Here is a 17,323-nt window from a genome sequence, read left to right as displayed (position 1 = left end):
CCAGCCAGGCAGCCGCGCAGCCAGGCAGCCGCGCAGCCAGGCAGCCGCGCAGCAGCGCAGCCAGGCAGCCGCGCAGCCAGGCAGCCAGGCAGCCGGCCGACCATCTGAGGAGCCCGGGAAGCTTCGGGAACAGAAAAGCGCGCCGACCCGACCGGGGCGGCGCGCTTTCTGGTGGTTCGGTGTTACTTGGCGGCCACGACGTTCACGGGGAACGAGGCGGTTACCTCGGGGTGGAGCTTGACCTGGACCTTGTAAGCGCCCGTGGTCTTGATGTGGGCCGGGAGCTCGAGGCGGCGCCGGTCGAGGGACGGGCCGCCGGCGGCCTTGACCGCGTTGACGATCTCGGCCGGGGTGATCGAGCCGAACAGGCGGCCGCCGGTGCCGGAGCGGGCCGGCAGGGTGACCTTGAGGCCCTCGAGCTGGCCCTTGACCTCGTTGGCCTGGCCCAGGTCGCGGATCTCACGGGCGTCGCGCGCCCGCTTGATGACCGTGACCTGCTTCTCGGCGCCCTTGCTCCACTGGATCGCGAAGCCCTGCGGCAGGAGGTAGTTACGGCCGTAGCCGTTCTTGACCTCGACGATGTCGCCGGGGGTGCCCAGTCCGGACACCTCGTGGGTGAGGATGATCTTCATCTCGGTGCCTCCCCTCAGCGCGCCGTCGCCGTGTACGGCAAGAGCGCCATTTCACGGGCGTTCTTAACCGCGCGGGCGATCTGCCGCTGCTGCTGCGAGGTAACGCCAGTCACCCGGCGGGCGCGGATCTTGCCGCGGTCCGAGATGAACTTGCGCAGCAGCGCGGTGTCCTTGTAGTCGATGTAGGTGATCCCGTCCTTGTCGAGCGGGTTCACCTTCTTCTTCGGCTTGCGAAGTGCCGCAGCCTTAGCCATTGCTCTTACTCCTGAACTCGGATAAGCCCGGTGAGGGGCTTAGAAGGGAGGCTCGTCGTCGAATGAGGAGCTGGCGCCGCCGCCACTGGGACGGCTGCCGGAGGCCGGGGCCGCCGTAGCCCACGGGTCGTCGAAGGAGGATGCGTTGCCGCCTCCACCGCCGCCGCCACCGTTGCTGGGCTGCCGGTTGCCACCACCGCCGCTGCCGCCGCCGAAGCCGCCTCCGCTACCGCCGCCACCGGACCTGCTCGCCTTCTGCACCTTCGCCGTGGCGTAGCGCAGGGACGGGCCGATCTCGTCGACCTCGAGCTCGTAGACGGTGCGCTTCTCGCCCTCGCGCGTCTCGTAAGACCGCTGCCGCAGCCGGCCCTGCACGATCACCCGAGCGCCACGCTGCAGCGACTCGGCGACGTGTTCGGCGGCTTCACGCCAGATGTTGCACGCAAGGAAGAGTGGCTCGCCGTCTTTCCACTCACCCGACTGCCGGTCCAAGGTCCGCGGCGTCGAAGCGATGCGGAACTTGGCGACTGCCGCACCCGAAGGGGTGAAGCGCAGCTCAGGGTCGTCGGTCAAGTTACCGACGACCGTGATGGTGGTTTCTCCTGCCATGATCTTCTCCTCGCCGCTGGGCGTCGTTCGTCGAAAAGGTTCTCAGACCCCTACGACAAAAACGAACGTCAGCGGGTCTCCGGCCGGATGACCTTGGTACGCAGGATGGACTCGTTCAGCCGCAGCTGACGGTCCAGCTCCGCCACGGCCTCGGGGGTCGCCTGCAGGTCCACGACGGCGTAGATGCCCTCGGACTTCTTGTTGATCTCGAACGAGAGCCGACGACGGCCCCAGACATCGAGCTTCTCCACCGAGCCGCCCGCGGTCCGGATCACGTTCAGGTACGTGTCGAGCGACGGGGCGACAGTGCGCTCCTCGAGTGAAGGGTCGAGGATCACCATGAGTTCGTAATGACGCAAGACGTTCTCACCTCCTGTGGGCTTGACGGCCACGGTATTTCCGCGGCAGGAGGTCTTGTGTCGCTCGCAGAAAGAAACCGCGGGACAGGTGCCCCACGGCGTACAGACTGCGAACCCGAGAAGCATACCCGGGGGCCGCCGGGCAACCAAAAAGAGCCCCGTCCCTGGGACGAGGCTCTTTCCTGGTGGAGCCGCGGGGCGCCCGGCCCGCATTCGCTGGGTGGGACCTGGGGAGGAACGACCACACCGATGAGGTTGGAACGGCCGCCCCGCGGAGCTTCTGCCGACTAGTCTACGCGATCGTTGACCGAGATGCACGTTCCGACACAAATGACCGAATAGTCCCAGCACCCACACCGACCACACAGATCACCGCCACCAGCGCGAGGAGCCCGATCGGCCTCGACTCGGTGATCGGATCCAACGCCGCGACCGGCTCCGCCGCCGCATCTTCCCGCGCGGGTCCAGCATCGAGCACCGGTCCGCCCGGCGTCGTGGTCAAAGGCAATTTCAGCGTCGGTACGCCCGCCAGCGCCGCCTTCGCGTTACGCGGTGGGACCTGCGTGAACGGCTGACCGGCAGCTCCGGGCGTACCCGTAGCGGTGTTGTTCTTGATCGGGGAACGGGGACCGCCCGGGGGCAGGATGGGCGCGGCAGTGTGGGTGACCACCGAACCCGGACGCGTGGGCCTGGTGGTGTTCGGCGTCGCGGTAGGCGTCTGCGTGGCCACGGGCGGCGTCGTCGTGGGGCCCGTCGGAGGCTGGGTCCCCGGATCGGTCGACCCCGGGGGAACAGTCGGATCTGTGGGATCGGGCCCCGGTGACACCTCCGTCGGGTCAACCGTGGGATCCGGCGTGACCGGCACCGGAAGCGGCTCGTCAGCACTCCCGCACACCACGATCTCGATCGTCGCGCAGGACCCCGTCCCGGCGGGGGCAGCGCTGGCCGCCCCCGTGGTGACAACCGCCGCGGCCAGCAGAAAACCGCCCAACACCATTGCTGTGACACGGTTTCTGACTTGCCGCGACATGCCACCATCCCCCCGTTATGTGGTTAATTCTCCCGATTAACGACATCTCGAACAGAGGAGTGACGCGTACGCGGACCCGCCGCCACGAACGGTGAGCGTCGTACCCACGTCGTAGGCTCGGTCCATGCGCATCGGAGCCCATGTAGATCCCGCCGATCCCCTCGACGCGGCAGCCGCCCGCGGTGCCGACGCCGTCCAGTTCTTCCTGGCAGACCCCCAGGGCTGGAAGGCACCCGCCGCCCGCACCGACGCGGCTGCCCTGAAGGCGTCCGACGTGGACATCTACATCCACGCGCCCTATGTGATCAACGTCGCCACGCTCAACAACCGCATCCGCATCCCGAGCCGCAAACTGCTGCTCACCCATGCCCGCGCGGCAGCCGAGATCGGCGCCCGGGCACTCATCGTCCACGGCGGTCACGTCAACGCCGACGACGACATCGCGGTCGGTTTCGACAACTGGCGCAAGACCTTCGCGTATGCCGAGAAGGAAGGCGGCCTGCCGCTCCCGGTCCTGATCGAGAACACAGCGGGCGGCGACCACGCGATGGCCCGCCACTTCGACAGCCTTGCGCGGCTCTGGGACGCTGTCGGCGAGTTCGGCGCGGGCTTCTGCCTCGACACCTGTCACGCCCACGCCGGCGGCGAGGAGCTCCTCGACATCGTCGACCGCGTCAAGGCGATCACCGGCCGCATCGACCTCATCCACGCCAACGACTCGAAGGACACCTTCGACTCAGGCCGAGACCGGCACGACAACCTCGGCAATGGCAAGATCGACCCGGAGTTGGTGGTAGCAGCCATCCGAGCCTCCGGAGCCCCGGCAATCGTCGAGACCCCGGGCGGAATCGAGGGCCAGTCCGCCGACATCGCGCTCCTGCGCGAGAAAGCAGGCAACTGACCCGCCGGCGGCACAAGGGAGCGCAATGACCACTGAGCAGCCGCAAGCCGGTGCCCGGCAAGCGCCCACCCCACCCGACCCCGCCGCCTCCACCCCCACCCCCACCCCCACCCCTGCCTCCGCCGATGAGGGCGGCCAGAGCGATCTTGGCGGTCAGAGCGATCCCGGCCAGGGCGATCCAGGTCAGAGCGATCCAGGTCAGAGCGATCTCGGCCAGGGCAATCCCGGCCAGGGGGGTGAGTTCTGGGGTGCTGGGCATGACAGCGGCCTGATCAGCAGCGGCACGAGCCGGCAGCCGGACGGGACGCCCACGGCGGTGGCGTCCGTGGTGGGATCCTCTGTGGAACGTCCGCGGCGTCGATTCTGGGACAGCTGGCGAAAGCCGCGGCCCGAGCAGCCCGACTCCGCCGAGACCACCCGAATCCTGCGCCCCGCCGTCCCGCCTCCGCCACCCGGCGCACGAGCTCCCCGGCCCGCCAGGCGACCCCGCCACGCCAAGGCCACCAGAGCCACAACCTCAGCCCACACGCGGGCCAACGACACGGTCAACACCCCAGCCGGCACAGGCAGCGACACAGCAGTAGGGACAGATCCCACTGCGGTCATGGCGGCCGCCACAAGTACGCCGACAACCACAACGGCAAGCGACGACGGCACTATCCCCGTCGGCACGGCCCTTCCCACCGACTCAGCGAGCCCCACAGCCAGAGCATCCAGAGCCGAAGCAGCCGGAGCCGGAGCGGCTCCAGCGGCCGGAGCAGCAGCACCCGGAGCGGCGGGGGCCGGAACGGCAGCGGCCGGAGCGGCGGGGGCCCCAGCGGCAGCGGCCCCAGCGGCCGGCCAGGATGCCAAGCGTGGCACCAAGAGCTCCGCGACCGCAACAGGCCGAGCCAAGGTCCCCACAGCAAGAACAACTACCGACCGCCCCGACAACTCCACAAAGGCATCCCCCGCGCTCTCGGACACGGCCCTGGCCGAGGGTAAGCAGGAAGCACCCGACCCCAGCAAGACCTCCGCATCGCCGGCAGTCAGCGACCCCGAAGAAGGCAAGGACCCGGACCCGCGCCGGAGCAGGCGACGACGGCGAAATGTCGAATTGCCCACAGCCCGGCCTCCAGGCGCCCCGCCGGACCCGTGGACCGCCTTCGCTCAGGAGGCCGAGCGGTCTCCCGGGCGGGTGCGGCGGGCGGGCCGGGTGGTCGGGCGGGCGCTCATTCACGAGTACGCCCTTGTCGTCTACGGTTCGCTGGTGCTGGCCACCGTGCTGACGTGGCCGGCTCTGCGGTACCCGGTGCATACCGTTCCGCAGGACATCTGGGATCCGTCGCGGCAGGCGTGGCAGATTTCCTGGGCCGGGCATGTGCTGCTCACCGAGCCGGCCCGGTTGTGGCAGGCCAACGCGTTCTTCCCGGAGCACTACAGCTTCGCGTTCGGGGACAGTCTGCTCGGGTATGCGCCCGCCGGCATGATCGGCAGCGGCCCCCTCGCGGCCGTCCTGCGGTACAACCTTCTTTTCCTGCTCGCTCATGCCCTGCTGGCGATCGGCGCGTACGCGCTTGTCCGGCAGCTGGGCTCCGGGCGGACCGGGGCGGTGGTCGGCGCCGTTGCCTTCGCCTATGCGCCGTGGCGGTTGGCGCAGGAGGGGCATCTCGACATCGTTTCCGCCGGGGGGATTCCGCTGGCGCTGGCGATGCTGGCGCGCGGGCACGGATATTCGCTGCGGTACGGGTTCCGGGGCGGCCGCCGGCGTATGGGGTGGGCTGTCGCGGGCTGGTTGGTGGCGACGTGGCAGCTCAGTCTCGGGTTTTCGCTCGGGCTGCCTTTTGCGTACGTCCTGGGTGCTCTGATCCTTGTCGTGGGCGTCGCCGTGCTGGTCCGGCGGTTGCGGCATCGCGGGCAGGGGGCCGTGCTCGGGTGGCGGCTGCTGGTGACAGACCTGATCGGAGTGTTGATCTTCGCGGGAGTCGGCGCGTTGATCGCCGTGCCGTATTTCCGGGTGCCGCCTACCGGGCCGGCGGGGGAGGAGATCTCGTTCTTCTCCGCGCCGGTGCAGAGCCTGCTGATCGGGCCCGCCGAGTCGCGCATCTGGGGGTTGCCGCACGAGGTGGCCCGGCAGTCGCTGGGGTGGCCGGCCGAGATGAGCCTGCTACCCGGCTTTGTCCTGTACGCCCTCGCGCTTGCCGGTCTGGTCTTCTCGATCTGGCGGGTGTGGCAGCGCCTGGTTCTGCTCGCCGCCGTCGTGGTCAGTGGGATCTTCACGCTAGGGACGACGTTCTTCGCGGGGCGCTGGACATATCTGCCGCTCTTCGCGCACCTGCCGGCATCGTTCGGCGTACGGATCCCCGGCCGGTTGATGCTCTGGGTGACCCTGTTCCTGGCGATCCTGGCGGTGGGGGCGGTTGCCGAGTTCGTACGGCGTGCCGAGCACATGGTCTCCACCCGGATCCCGCCGTGGCCCGGTCCGTGGCTGCGGCTGGCGACGTTTGTGCCGCTGATGCTGGTCCTCGTCGAGGGTTGGAACGCGACCGCGCATCCGGTGGTCCCGGACCAGCCGGCGGCCATGCGTACGGTGCAGGGTCCGGTGCTGGTCCTGCCGACCGCGGCGCTCACCGATCAGACCGTGATGCTCTGGTCGACGTCGCGGTTCCAGCAGATGGCCAACGGCAGCGGCGGGTTCGCCCCGCAGCGACAGTCCGAGCTGCGTCAGGCCGTCGCGAAGTTCCCCGACGCCGCGAGCGTCCAGTATCTGCGAGCCCAGGGCATCGGCACGGTCCTGCTGCTGCGCTCCCAGGTGACGGGTACGCCCTGGGAGCGCGCGGGTGACCTCCCCGTCGACTCCCTGCAGATCAGCCGCGAGGACCTCGACAACGACTCAGTGTTGTTCCGCCTCAACTAACGGAGGCGGGATCGCCGGCGCCGCGGGGGTCTTCTCGATGTTGAGCCATCGGCGCAGCTTGATCGTCCAGTCCGCGTCGGGCGAGTCGTTGAAGGTGCCGCCGTCCGGGTCCTCGTCGTAGGTGTCCCGGACGACGTCGAGCTCCGGGCGCCAGATCTCGCGGACGACCAGACCCACCAGGACGGCCACCGTCACGAGCCGCAGCGTCGAGGCCAGCACGAACGTGCCCTCGGGGATGACCGGTTTGCCGCCCGAGCCCAGCAGCTCCGCGTAGAAGGCCGTGAAGTATCCGATCTCCGCGACCGTCCAGGCGATGATCGCGCCCCAGCGGGGGCGGGCCAGCACGATCAGGGGCAGGAGCCAGAGGACGTACTGCTGCGACCACACCTTGCTGAAGATCAGGAAGACGGCGACCACGAGGAACGCGATCTGTGACAGCCTCGGGCGGCGCGGGGCGAGCAGGCACAACAGTCCGATCGCGGCGCAGGCGAGGACCGTCAGGGCGTACGAGAGGTGGTTGAGCGTGGGGATGTGATCGCTGAGCCATTGGAACGGGCCTTGATCACCCACCGCGCCGCTGTTCCACTTCGCGTCGAGGAACCGACCGATGTACCAGAGCGTGCCCCAGTCGATGGGCCTGGTGTCGTTGAGCTCGAAGAAGCGGTTCCAGCTCGTCCGGTAGAAGATCGCGATGGGCAGGTTCGTCGCGGCCCAGGCGAAGATCGCGCCGGCGAGGGCCAGCAGGAAGGCCTGAACCCGGCGCGACCGCAGGGCGAGCACGAAAAGCGGCCCGAGGATGAACAGCGGCCACAGTTTCGCCGCGCCACCCAGGCCCAGCAGCAGGCCGGCCAGGATGGGCCAGCGGCGGGCCCAGGCGTAGAGGCCGAACATCGCGAGCCCGATTGCCAGGAAGTCCCAGTTGACCGTGGCCGTCACCAGCAGGATCGGTGACAACGCGAAGATCGCGGCGTCCCAGGGCCGTCGGCGTCGCAGGGCGAGCAGCACCCCCGCGGAGGCCACCGCGAGGACGGACAGGACCAGGGCGTTCGCGTTGTAGAACCACTTGCCCTGGTTGATCTCGGGGTAGCGGTCGCCGAGCGCGTGCACCGGCAGCCCGAGGGCACCCATGAAGTAGCCCGTCACGACCGGGTATTCGACCGCGTGGTCGACGTAGGGCACCTTGCCCTCGTTGAGCCCCTCGGCGTAGTAGAGCGCCAGCACGTCGGTGTAGCAGAACCGCGTGTACTGGATATTCTTCTGCCAGTCGCCGTCCTGGCAGGGCGATTTCTGCACCCAGCTGAACGCCAGCGTCATGCATACCAGCGCCATGATGATTCGCGGCGCGGTCCAGAACCGGCCGCGACGGGCGGCGGGCGACGTGGCATGCTCGCCGATCGGCCCTCCGATCGCCTGGGCCAGGCCGCGGATGAAGCCGTCAGACTTCGCCGGCTGGTCGGTCCGTTCGGTCTCCGACGATGGCGCGCTCATGACTTGGCATCATGCCCCATCGGCGGCGGAAAGGGGCGACCCGCACCGCGTCTTCCCAGAGCGGTCCGAAAGTCTTTCCGCATCAGCGCCGGCACTTTTCCTCATCAGCGGCGGTAAACGAAACGGCGTGCCCACCGTTTCCGGTGGGCACGCCGCGACGTTCAGTCGATCAGGTCAGCCGTTTTCGTTGTTCGTGGTGGTCTCGGCTGTCCCTGGCGTGGTGGCCCCTGGCAGCGTGGTGTTGCCGCCGCCGTTGTTGTTGCCGCCACCGTTGTTGTTGTCATTGTTGTTGTTGTCGCCGTTGCCGTTGTTGTTGTCCCCGTTGCCGGTGTTCTGGCACTGCTGCGGGAACAGCTGGCAGAGCTGGCTGTTCGGGTCGACCGCCGGCGGCTGGACGACGACCGGCGGCGGCGGGGGCTCCTGCCCGGTCGCGTACTCGCTGTCGGCGTTGCCGGTCTCGACCCGCGTCGGGAAGTCTTCCTTCTTCATGTCTTCCGCCTTGGTGACGGCGTTGATGAAGTCTTCCCAGATCTGGGCCGGGGTGCCCGAGCCGAACATGTCAGATTTGCCGTCGGACTCGTGCAGCTCGACCTTCTTCGTCGCGCCACCGACCCAGACCGTGGCCGCCAGCTGCGGGATACCGCCGACGAACCAGGTGTCACCACTGCCGGAGTGGTTGTCCTTGCCGTCGTCGAACTCCCAGGTGCCGGACTTGGCGATGGCCTCGCGGCCGTTGCGCAACGTGTTCTTGGCGTGCTCCGGGATCTTGGCCATGACACCCTGCAGGTCGGACGTCCGGTCCTTGTCGAAGACCGTCTTCCCGGCCGTCTTCTCGCTCTTGTAGGGAACGAGCTTGCCGGTGTTCTGGTCGATCCGCTTCACCGTCTTGATGAAGTGCGCCTCGTGGCGCACGCCGTTGTTGACGATGGTCGCGACGCCCTGGGCGTGCTCCAGCGGGACGACGTGGTACTGACCGAAGCCGATCTCGTTGTCGAACCGGCCGTTCGCCTTCCAGTAGGCGGCGTCGGTCTTGGTGAGGTCGACCATCTCGCCCTTGTCCGTCCAGACGTGGGTGATGCCGGCGTCACGGGCGGCCTCGAGGACCTTCTCGCGGCCGATGCCCTCGGCGATCTGGTAGAAGGGGAAGTTGTACGACTGGATCGTCGCGGTTTCCAGATCGCAGTACTTGATCTTTCCGCCACAGACCTTGCCCGGGTCGGCGCCGGCGTTGCTGATCGTGCCGCCGTCGGGCTTCTTCTTCGTACCGTCCCAGGTGGTCTTGAACGAGATGTCCTCGCGCTGGGCCGCGGCGAGCGTGTAGATCTTGAACGTCGAGCCGGGGGACTGGCCGGTGCCGCTGAACCCGGTGCCGTCACCGTTCATGTAGCTGCCGTAGTCGATACCGGTGGGATCGTCACCGCCGTAATACCCGAGCACCCGCCCGGTAGACGGGTCGATGCCGATCACCGCGGCCTGGTAGCTCTTCGGCAGGTCGTGCATCGCCGAGGACTTGCTCTTTCGCGAGCCGGCAGCCTCGGCGGCCGCCTGAACCTCGGGGTCGATGGTCGTCTGAACCGTCAGGCCACCGCGCGTGAACTCGGTCTCGGAGATGTTCATCTCGGCCAGCTCGGCCTTGACATGCCGCATGATCATCCCGACCGGCTTGCTGTCACCAGCGCAGGTCTTGCACTTGTTGGCGTTCGGCGGGTTGACGGTGGGGTATTTACGCGCGTCGTACTGCTCTTTCGTGATCCACTTCATCTCGAGCATGTTCGACATCGTGTATTCCCAGCGTTCCTTGGCCGCGCCGAGGTTGTAGTTGGGGTCGTAGCCCTTGTGACCGCCGTTGGGATCCGGCTCGGGCTGCTTGATGATCGACGCCAGCACCGCCGCCTCGGACGGGGTGATCGCGTTCTTCTGCCCCTCGGGCGTCATCACCGACTTGCTGAAGTAACCCTGCGCGGCGGCCTCGATGCCGTACCGGCCCTCGCCCAGGTAGATGTAGTTGAGGTAGAACCCCATGATCTGGTCTTTGTCGTACGTCGACTCGAGCTTGCGCGCGATCACCGCCTCGCGCAGCTTCCGGTTGTAGCTGATCGCCTTCAGATCTGCCGCATACCGGGCGTACTGCTGAGTGATCGTCGAGGCACCCTGCTTGTCGCCGCCCGTGAAGTTGTTCCACGCGGCACGCATGATGCCCTTCATGTCAATGCCGGAGTGCGTGTAGAAGTTCTTGTCCTCGGCCGCGGCCACCGCGTGCTGGACGTAAGGGTTGATGCTCGCCTGCGGCACGACGGTGCGGTTCTGGGTGCCGAGCTTGGCGAGGACCTGGCCCTTCGCGTTGAGGATCACATTGGACTGATCCTCGGTCTTGGGGGCGGGAAGGTCCACGCCGTCGAAGAACCAGGTGCCCGCGACGACGCCGCCGCCGGCCAGGATCACCAGGACAGCCGCGGCAGCGGTGAGGATGTTGGCCCGGCGGCGCTTCTTGGCCGCCTTGGTGACGTTCTTGCCGCCGCCACCGAGCCCACGACGGCCGTTGCTGCCGGGATCGTTGGGGCCGAGGCCGCCACCACCACCGACAGCCGGGGACACGGGCCGCACGGCCGCGCGCGCGACCGAGGCGCGAGCCCCGACCGGGGCAGCGCCGACCGAGGCACGTCCACCCACTGGCGCCGTTCCCGCTCCGACAGACGCGCGACCGCCGACCGGGGCAGCGCCCACGGAGGCACGTCCACCCACAGCGGCCGCCCCGACGGAGGCGGCGCCGCGAGGCGTCGCCGATCCGCTCACGCTCGCGCGGCCACCGGAGGGTCTCCGATAGGCGTCAGGCGCGGGACGGTCGTCGTAGCCGGACGGATCGTCGTCAGGCGTGGCGGCAGCGGACGACCCGGGCACGCTGGCCCGGGCACGCGCAGACTGCGATTCGCCGTACGAGTTCATTCGGTTACACCTACCGGTCGCAGTGGCACGCCCGGGGAACCCTGGAGGGGCTCCCGGGGACTACGCCACGAACGGACGTTTTTGGGCTGCATCCGCGCAGCCGCCCTGTCGGATGTCGAAAATGACCGATTGCGACGCTGGATGCCCGTGTCGGTCCGGATCGTGTCAACGTTAGCGACGTTGAGGGCGATCACTGTCTGCCCTCCCGGCGATGTGACGACGACCCTGTCTCGCGGTGGCGGCCCGAGGCGGACGCGGCGACAGCCGTCGCGCCCTCTAGGAGTTCGTCGGCGCTCATTGCATCCCGGCCGAGCAGGAACTGCTCGATCAGGTGGTTCCAGGAACACGACTGGCACACCTCGACCACGAAGACCTGGAACTCACGCAGCGTCATCGCCAGGACCGGCAACTCGGTGAGTTTCCTTGCCTGGCCGGCGGACTGCTTGAGCTCGTCCCCATAGATGTAGTGCACCAGTGTGAGGTTGTCTCGGCGGCAGATCGGGCAACGGTCATCGGTCGGCTCGCCATGGAAGCGAGCTGCGTTTTTCAGGTATGGCGAGGCATCGCAGACCTCGAGCGTCCCGATCTTGCCATTGTGCACGTCACGCAGCAGCGCTCGCTTCTGTAGCGAGTAGTCGACGACCTGCCGCTGCGTGCGCATGGCGAAGAGAGTACGCGGTCCGCACCCGAACGGCGACAGCCATCACGCAGCGTGGCGTGGCGACTGCAGGGCATGACGATCTTGCTAATCCCCGAGGCCCGGCCTACGGTAGTGATGTATCGGCCCGATACATCGAACCGGAGGAGGTGGACCGAATGATCGAAATGGCCATCCTCGGTCTGCTCCAAGAGGCTCCGATGCACGGGTACGAGCTGCGCAAGGAGCTCGCCACCAAGCTCGGCACCCTCCGCGCCGCGATCAGCTACGGCACCCTGTATCCGACCCTGAAACGGCTGCACCTCGCCGGATGGATCAGCGAGCAGGCTGCCGATACGAGCATCGTGCCGCCGATGACCAGCAAACGGGGCCGGGTTGTTTACAAGATCACTGCGGAAGGCAAGGAGCGTTTCGCCGATCTGCTCGCCCAGGCGGGCCCCGAGACGTATGACGACGCGGGCTTCGGCGTGCACTTCACCTTCTTCTCCCGGACCGACCGCGCGACCCGGCTGCGCATCCTCGAGGGCCGCCGGCGCCGTATCGAGGAGCGCCGGGAGGGCCTGCGGGACGTGTTGTCGCGGGCCGGCGACCGGCTCGACGCCTACACGCTCGAACTCCAGCGCCACGGGCTCGACTCGTGCGAGCGAGAAGTCCGCTGGCTGGAGGAGCTCATCACCAACGAGCGCTCCGGCCGCACCCCCGCATCTTCTGCCGCCGCAGCAAGCACCAGCGCCGCGGAGAGCAGGACCAGCACTTCCGCAGCCGACCGGGCTGCGGGGGCACCCCCAGCAACACCGGCTCCGCACCAGGACCGGCCGTGATGAACAAGGAGGCAAACGCGATGGGCTCCGTCCGCGTCGCCATCGTCGGTGTGGGTAACTGCGCCTCGTCCCTCGTACAGGGCGTGGAGTACTACCGCAACGCCGACCCGAACGACCGCGTTCCGGGTCTCATGCACGTAACCTTCGGCGACTACCACGTTTCTGACGTGCAGTTCGTCGCGGCGTTCGATGTGGACGCCAAGAAGGTCGGCATGGACCTGGCCGAGGCGATCGTCGCCAGCGAGAACAACACGATCACGCTCACCGACGTGGCGCCGACCGGCGTCTCCGTCCAGCGTGGACCGACGTTCGACGGCCTCGGTACCTACTACCGCGAGATGATCGAGGAGTCGTCGGCCGAGCCGGTCGACGTCGTTCAGGCCTTCCGCGACGCGCAGGTCGACGTCGTGGTGTCCTACCTCCCGGTGGGCTCCGAAGAGGCCGACAAGTTCTACGCGCAGGCCGCGATCGACGCCGGCTGTGCGTTCGTCAACGCCCTGCCCGTCTTCATCGCTTCCGACCCGACCTGGGCCAAGAAGTTCGAGGACGCGGGCCTGCCGATCGTCGGCGACGACATCAAGAGCCAGGTCGGTGCGACGATCGTGCACCGCGCGCTCGCCAAGCTGTTCGAAGACCGTGGCGTCGAGCTGCTGCGCACCTACCAGCTCAACTTCGGCGGCAACATGGACTTCATGAACATGCTGGAGCGCAAGCGCCTGGTCTCGAAGAAGATCTCGAAGACCCAGTCGGTCACCAGCCAGATCCCGCACGAGATGATCAAGTCTGACGTGCACATCGGCCCGTCGGACCACGTGCCGTGGCTCGACGACCGCAAGTGGGCCTACATCCGGCTCGAGGGCCGCAGCTTCGGCGACACCCCGCTCAACGCGGAGCTGAAGCTCGAGGTGTGGGACTCCCCGAACTCCGCCGGCGTCATCATCGACGCGGTCCGCGCGGCGAAGATCGCCAAGGACCGCGGCATCGGTGGCCCGATCCTCTCCGCGAGCTCCTACTTCATGAAGAGCCCGCCGGTGCAGTACAACGACCACGACGCGAAGGCGGCCGTCGAGGCCTTCATCGCGGGCGAGATCGCCAGCTGACCCGAGCGACACCCCTGCAAGCCCGGACCATTCACCAGGTCCGGGCTTTGCTATGTCCCGGATGAGGCGCCGGGGAAGCCCCAGGCCCGTTCGAGGCTGACCCGTGCTTCGAGCTCCAGCAGCTGACGCTTGCGGGGCAGGCCGCCGCCGAAGCCGACCAGTTTGTTGCCGGCGCCCACCACGCGGTGGCAGGGGACCAGGACGGGCACCGGGTTGCGGTTGCAGGCGGTGCCGACCGCACGCGCCGCCCCCACGTCACCGAACGCTTTCGCGATATCGCCGTAGGTCCGCGTCTCCCCATAAGGGATCTTGGCGATCTCGGCCCAGACGAACCGCTCGAACGACGAGCCGCCCCGCATCGAGATCGGCACAGTGAATTCCGTCACCGTGCCTGCGAAGTAGCCCTCCAGCTGCTCGACGACAGCGGGCTTATCCGACAAATCAGCAACAGGCGAGGCGCCGAACCGTACCCCGATCACCGTCAGACCGTCGAGCTCGACACCGAGCGGCCCGATCGGAGAATCCACTACCAACCTCATGCGGCGATTGTGCCCGCAACCCCCGACAAAAAAGGCGTGCAAACTTTCCGGGCCCGCCCGCGTCTGTAAGAGCGGAGGTGACCGTGGAGACGGAATTCACCGCCTTTGTGGCGGAGCGCTCGCATGCCCTGGTCCGGGTGGCGTACGCACTGACCGGCGACCAGCGGGCCGCCGAGGACCTGGTGCAGGGCGCGCTGGCCAAGGCGTACGCCCGATGGCCCCGCATCCGCGGCGAGGCTGAGCCCTACGTACGCCGGATCATCTACAACGACCGTGCCTCCGGCTGGCGCCACCGGGCCAGGCTCGCCGAACTGACGATGGCCGAGCTCCCCGACCGCCCTGCTCCCGGCAGCCTCGATCACGACGCCACAGTGCGCCTGGTGCTGCGGCAGGCCCTCCTCGCCCTCCCACCGCGCCAGCGCGCCGTCCTCGTGCTGCGCTATCTGGAGGATCGCTCGATCGAGGAGACCGCCGAGGTGCTCGGCTGCCGGCCGGGAACCGTCGCGAGCCAGGCCGCACGCGGGCTCGCCAAGCTGCGCGAACTTGTCCCCGAACTCGATCTAGCCGCGGAGGTGCTGCGATGAACGACCTGCTCCGACAGGCGATCCGCGAGATGGCCGATGAGACCCGCCCCGCAGGCGATCTCGCCGCCGGTGCGATGGCCCGGGGACGGCAGCTCAGACGAAGGCGCAGAGCCGCGGTGGGCGCGGCGGTTGCTCTGCTCGTCCTTATTACCTTCATCCCGTACGCCGTCCTGCGCGAAACCCATCGCCAGGAGACGCCCGCCGTCGAGCCAACGCCCACGCCCACGATCGGGCACCCGCCCTGGTCGCCTGACAAACCGTTCGGCCTGCCCGGCGGTTGGATGGTCACGGGACTGGCCGGGGACACCGACGCCGTGTTCGACACCGAGACGCGCAAATACCGGCTGCTGGAGAAGGACTTCACCGGCATCTGGGTCTCCCCCGACGCGCGCTACGCGGCTGTGACCGACGACGTCCGCCCGTACATCGGCATCATTGACCTGCGCACCCAACGGCTGACCTGGACCACCGTCGGTTTTGTGCTCGAGCCGCAGTGGTCCTCCGACAGCGCCAGCCTGCTGCTGACCGGGACCGACCGCTTCACCGTGATCACCGCGGCGACGGGCAAGGTGCGCCGGCATCCGCTGGACGAGCGGTTCTCGTGCGTCGACTACTGCCTCTACACGTGGTTGCCGGGTAACAAGGAGGTCGCGCTCGCCAAGGTCGGCGTCAACGGTTCGGAGACCAACGGCCCGACGGTGTCCGCCCTGACGGTGCTCGACGCGACAACGGGGGAGTGGACCCGCGACCTGGCCGTTCCCGGGGTGCCGCCGGGCCAGGACGCCTGGTCACCCGACGGCACGACGGTCATCGTCCGCGGTGACGGCAAGCAGCCGGACCTGCTCCGGATCGCCGACGTGACAACGGGGAAGGTCCGCACTCAACTCGCCACGACCAGGGCGTTCTTCATCAGCGACGACCGCATCATCGGATTCGAGAACGGCACGGCGGTGCTGATGGATCTCGACGGCCGGGCCATCGCGAAACAGGACTTCCCGGAAGAGCTGACCGATCTTTCCCTGAGTTACGGCCCGGGGAAGTAGGTCACGGGGTGTGGCCCTGCTCCCGCGCCCAGCGCAGGAGCTCGGCCTCCGCCTCGTCTCGCGGCATCGGCCCGCGGTCGAGGCGCATCTCCTTCAGGTAGCGCCACGCCTGACCCACGATCGGGCCCGGCGGCACGCCCAGGAGTTCCATGATCGCGTTGCCGTCGAGGTCGGGGCGCACCCGCGCCAGGTCCTCCTCGGCCTCGATCCGGGCGATCCGCTCCTCCAGCGCGTCGTAGTCCGCCGACAGTCCGGCGGCCTTGCGCTTGTTGCGGGTCGTGCAGTCCGAGCGGGTGAGCTTGTGCAGGCGGGGGAGCAGCTCAGCGGCATCCGTCACGTAGCGGCGCACCGCGGAGTCGGTCCACTCGCCCCGGCCGTACCCATAGAAGCGCAGGTGCAGCGCGACCAGCTGGACCACCTCGCTGGTCACGTCCTTGGGGAACTTCATGGCGCGCATGCGCTGCTTGGTGAGCCGGGCACCGACCACCTCGTGGTGGTGGAAACTGACCCGGCCGTCACGGCCGACGGCCTTGGTCGCCGGCTTGCCCACGTCGTGCATGAGCGCCGCCATCCGCAGGATGAAGTCCGGACCGGCATCACCCTCGAGACGTACGGCGTTTGCGACCACGATCAGCGTGTGCTCGTAGACGTCCTTGTGCTGCGCGTGCTCGTCGATCTCCAGCTTGAGCCCGGTGAGCTCGGGCAGGAACCGGTCGGCGAGCCCGGTGTCGACCAGCAGCCGCAGGCCACCGACCGGGTCGGCGCCGCTGAGCAGCTTGGTGAACTCGTCACGGATCCGCTCGGCGGTGATGCGGTCGAGGTCGGCGGCCATCGCGGTCATCGCCGCGATCACCCCCGGATCCACCGTGAAGCGGAGTTTCGCGGCGAACCGGGCAGCGCGCAGCATCCGAAGTGGATCATCACCGAAGGACTCCTCCGGCCGCGACGGCGTCCTGATCAGCTGCGCCGCGAGATCCTCGAGCCCGCCGTACGGGTCGGTGAAGACGTGACCCGGGAGGCTGACCGCCATCGCGTTGATCGTGAAGTCCCGGCGGCGCAGGTCGTCGAGGAGGTTGTCGCCGTACTCGACGGTCGGGTTGCGGGTGACCCCGTCGTACGACTCGGCGCGGTATGTGGTGATCTCGATCCGGAGACCGTTCTTCTGGATCCCGATCGTGCCGAACTCGCGGCCGGTCTCCCAGATCGCGTCGGCCCAGCCCTTGACCAGTTCGAGCGTGCGCTCGGGGCGGGCATCCGTGCAGAAGTCGAGGTCATCACCGAGGCTGCCGAGCAGGGCGTCACGCACCGAGCCGCCGACCAGGTGCAGCTCATGGCCGGCGGCGCCGAAACGGCGCCCCAGCTCGTCGGCGACAGGGGAGACCCGCAACAGCTCCTGGACGGCGTTGCGTTGGGCCGTATTCAACACAGACATGGGACTACCAGGGTATCGGTCGTGGCGGTCACCG

Annotated in this window: 15 protein-coding genes; 6 read left to right on the top strand and 9 right to left on the bottom strand. The window is 68.2% G+C overall.

Features of this window, described 5'->3' with window-relative positions; all coding sequences use genetic code 11:
• Positions 1 to 182: 182 nt before the first annotated feature.
• The 4 genes from rplI to rpsF all read right to left on the bottom strand — a co-directional run bounded on the left by rplI (position 183) and on the right by rpsF (position 1,854).
• Positions 183 to 632 carry a 50S ribosomal protein L9 gene (rplI, locus tag Ahu01nite_RS16000; RefSeq protein ID WP_203837312.1) on the bottom strand — a complete coding sequence of 150 codons (450 nt, stop codon included), beginning with the start codon at positions 630 to 632 and terminating at the stop codon, positions 183 to 185.
• Positions 633 to 646: 14 nt separating this feature from the next.
• Positions 647 to 886 (bottom strand): 30S ribosomal protein S18, encoded by a 240-nt coding sequence (gene rpsR, locus Ahu01nite_RS15995; protein WP_007073789.1) that lies wholly within the window; start codon positions 884 to 886, stop codon positions 647 to 649.
• 39 nt (positions 887 to 925) lie between these two features.
• A complete protein-coding gene (locus tag Ahu01nite_RS15990; protein WP_203837311.1) occupies positions 926 to 1,495 on the bottom strand; it encodes a single-stranded DNA-binding protein in 570 nt (189 codons plus the stop codon).
• A 68-nt stretch (positions 1,496 to 1,563) separates the two neighbouring features.
• Positions 1,564 to 1,854, bottom strand: a complete 291-nt coding sequence (rpsF, locus tag Ahu01nite_RS15985) for a 30S ribosomal protein S6 (protein ID WP_106128737.1) — start codon at positions 1,852 to 1,854, stop codon at positions 1,564 to 1,566.
• A 1,154-nt stretch (positions 1,855 to 3,008) separates the two neighbouring features.
• On the opposite strand from rpsF, the gene Ahu01nite_RS15980 reads away from it, so the two are divergent.
• Both Ahu01nite_RS15980 and Ahu01nite_RS52025 read left to right on the top strand, forming a co-directional pair.
• Positions 3,009 to 3,785: a deoxyribonuclease IV gene (locus Ahu01nite_RS15980; protein ID WP_203837310.1), complete on the top strand. Its 777-nt coding sequence runs from the start codon at positions 3,009 to 3,011 to the stop codon at positions 3,783 to 3,785.
• 1,096 nt (positions 3,786 to 4,881) lie between these two features.
• Positions 4,882 to 6,681, top strand: coding sequence for a putative glycosyltransferase family protein (locus Ahu01nite_RS52025; RefSeq protein WP_239158880.1), 1,800 nt, complete (start codon positions 4,882 to 4,884; stop codon positions 6,679 to 6,681).
• Here the strand turns inward: Ahu01nite_RS52025 and Ahu01nite_RS15970 are convergent.
• The 3 genes from Ahu01nite_RS15970 to Ahu01nite_RS15960 all read right to left on the bottom strand — a co-directional run bounded on the left by Ahu01nite_RS15970 (position 6,658) and on the right by Ahu01nite_RS15960 (position 11,773).
• Positions 6,658 to 8,169 (bottom strand): glycosyltransferase family 87 protein, encoded by a 1,512-nt coding sequence (locus Ahu01nite_RS15970; protein WP_203837309.1) that lies wholly within the window; start codon positions 8,167 to 8,169, stop codon positions 6,658 to 6,660. The genes Ahu01nite_RS52025 and Ahu01nite_RS15970 overlap by 24 nt on opposite strands.
• Positions 8,170 to 8,343: 174 nt before the next feature.
• Complete coding sequence (locus tag Ahu01nite_RS15965; protein WP_239158879.1) at positions 8,344 to 10,764, bottom strand: transglycosylase domain-containing protein; 2,421 nt, start codon at positions 10,762 to 10,764, stop codon at positions 8,344 to 8,346.
• 538 nt (positions 10,765 to 11,302) lie between these two features.
• On the bottom strand, positions 11,303 to 11,773 hold the full coding sequence (locus Ahu01nite_RS15960; RefSeq protein WP_203837307.1) for a DUF5318 domain-containing protein: 471 nt from the start codon (positions 11,771 to 11,773) through the stop codon (positions 11,303 to 11,305).
• Positions 11,774 to 11,928: 155 nt separating this feature from the next.
• On the opposite strand from Ahu01nite_RS15960, the gene Ahu01nite_RS15955 reads away from it, so the two are divergent.
• A complete protein-coding gene (locus tag Ahu01nite_RS15955) occupies positions 11,929 to 12,591 on the top strand; it encodes a PadR family transcriptional regulator (RefSeq protein WP_203837306.1) in 663 nt (220 codons plus the stop codon).
• Positions 12,592 to 12,611: 20 nt separating this feature from the next.
• Positions 12,612 to 13,691: an inositol-3-phosphate synthase gene (locus tag Ahu01nite_RS15950; RefSeq protein WP_203837314.1), complete on the top strand. Its 1,080-nt coding sequence runs from the start codon at positions 12,612 to 12,614 to the stop codon at positions 13,689 to 13,691.
• Positions 13,692 to 13,741: 50 nt separating this feature from the next.
• On the opposite strand, the gene Ahu01nite_RS15945 is transcribed toward Ahu01nite_RS15950, so the two are convergent.
• The gene (locus Ahu01nite_RS15945; protein ID WP_203837305.1) at positions 13,742 to 14,230 is read right to left on the bottom strand and encodes a methylated-DNA--[protein]-cysteine S-methyltransferase; all 489 of its coding nucleotides are present in this window, start codon (positions 14,228 to 14,230) and stop codon (positions 13,742 to 13,744) included.
• A gap of 77 nt (positions 14,231 to 14,307) precedes the next feature.
• On the opposite strand from Ahu01nite_RS15945, the gene Ahu01nite_RS15940 reads away from it, so the two are divergent.
• Together Ahu01nite_RS15940 and Ahu01nite_RS15935 are read left to right on the top strand one after the other, a co-directional pair.
• Positions 14,308 to 14,814: a SigE family RNA polymerase sigma factor gene (locus Ahu01nite_RS15940; RefSeq protein WP_203837304.1), complete on the top strand. Its 507-nt coding sequence runs from the start codon at positions 14,308 to 14,310 to the stop codon at positions 14,812 to 14,814.
• Positions 14,811 to 15,857 (top strand): WD40 repeat domain-containing protein, encoded by a 1,047-nt coding sequence (locus Ahu01nite_RS15935; protein ID WP_203837303.1) that lies wholly within the window; start codon positions 14,811 to 14,813, stop codon positions 15,855 to 15,857. The genes Ahu01nite_RS15940 and Ahu01nite_RS15935 overlap by 4 nt, the downstream gene beginning before the upstream one ends.
• Position 15,858: 1 nt before the next feature.
• On the opposite strand, the gene Ahu01nite_RS15930 is transcribed toward Ahu01nite_RS15935, so the two are convergent.
• Positions 15,859 to 17,289, bottom strand: a complete 1,431-nt coding sequence (locus Ahu01nite_RS15930) for a CCA tRNA nucleotidyltransferase (protein ID WP_203837302.1) — start codon at positions 17,287 to 17,289, stop codon at positions 15,859 to 15,861.
• Positions 17,290 to 17,323: the final 34 nt, after the last annotated feature.

Source organism: Winogradskya humida (genome assembly GCF_016862215.1).
GTDB classification, from domain to species: Bacteria; Actinomycetota; Actinomycetes; order Mycobacteriales; family Micromonosporaceae; genus Actinoplanes; species Actinoplanes humidus.
The sequence above is the reverse complement of the archived record's forward strand: the minus strand, read 5'-3'. Positions and strand labels throughout refer to the sequence as shown.

Excerpts from the sequence above, each read along its gene's own strand:
- Ahu01nite_RS15960 (WP_203837307.1), bottom strand. The coding sequence starts at position 11,773 with ATGCGCACGCAGCGGCAGGTCGTCGACTACTCGCTACAGAAGCGAGCG.
- Ahu01nite_RS15990 (WP_203837311.1), bottom strand. The coding sequence starts at position 1,495 with ATGGCAGGAGAAACCACCATCACGGTCGTCGGTAACTTGACCGACGAC.
- rpsR (WP_007073789.1), bottom strand. The coding sequence starts at position 886 with ATGGCTAAGGCTGCGGCACTTCGCAAGCCGAAGAAGAAGGTGAACCCG.
- Ahu01nite_RS15950 (WP_203837314.1), top strand. The coding sequence starts at position 12,612 with ATGGGCTCCGTCCGCGTCGCCATCGTCGGTGTGGGTAACTGCGCCTCG.
- rplI (WP_203837312.1), bottom strand. The coding sequence starts at position 632 with ATGAAGATCATCCTCACCCACGAGGTGTCCGGACTGGGCACCCCCGGC.
- Ahu01nite_RS15930 (WP_203837302.1), bottom strand. The coding sequence starts at position 17,289 with ATGTCTGTGTTGAATACGGCCCAACGCAACGCCGTCCAGGAGCTGTTG.
- Ahu01nite_RS15935 (WP_203837303.1), top strand. The coding sequence starts at position 14,811 with ATGAACGACCTGCTCCGACAGGCGATCCGCGAGATGGCCGATGAGACC.
- Ahu01nite_RS15945 (WP_203837305.1), bottom strand. The coding sequence starts at position 14,230 with ATGAGGTTGGTAGTGGATTCTCCGATCGGGCCGCTCGGTGTCGAGCTC.
- Ahu01nite_RS15980 (WP_203837310.1), top strand. The coding sequence starts at position 3,009 with ATGCGCATCGGAGCCCATGTAGATCCCGCCGATCCCCTCGACGCGGCA.
- Ahu01nite_RS15955 (WP_203837306.1), top strand. The coding sequence starts at position 11,929 with ATGATCGAAATGGCCATCCTCGGTCTGCTCCAAGAGGCTCCGATGCAC.
- Ahu01nite_RS15970 (WP_203837309.1), bottom strand. The coding sequence starts at position 8,169 with ATGAGCGCGCCATCGTCGGAGACCGAACGGACCGACCAGCCGGCGAAG.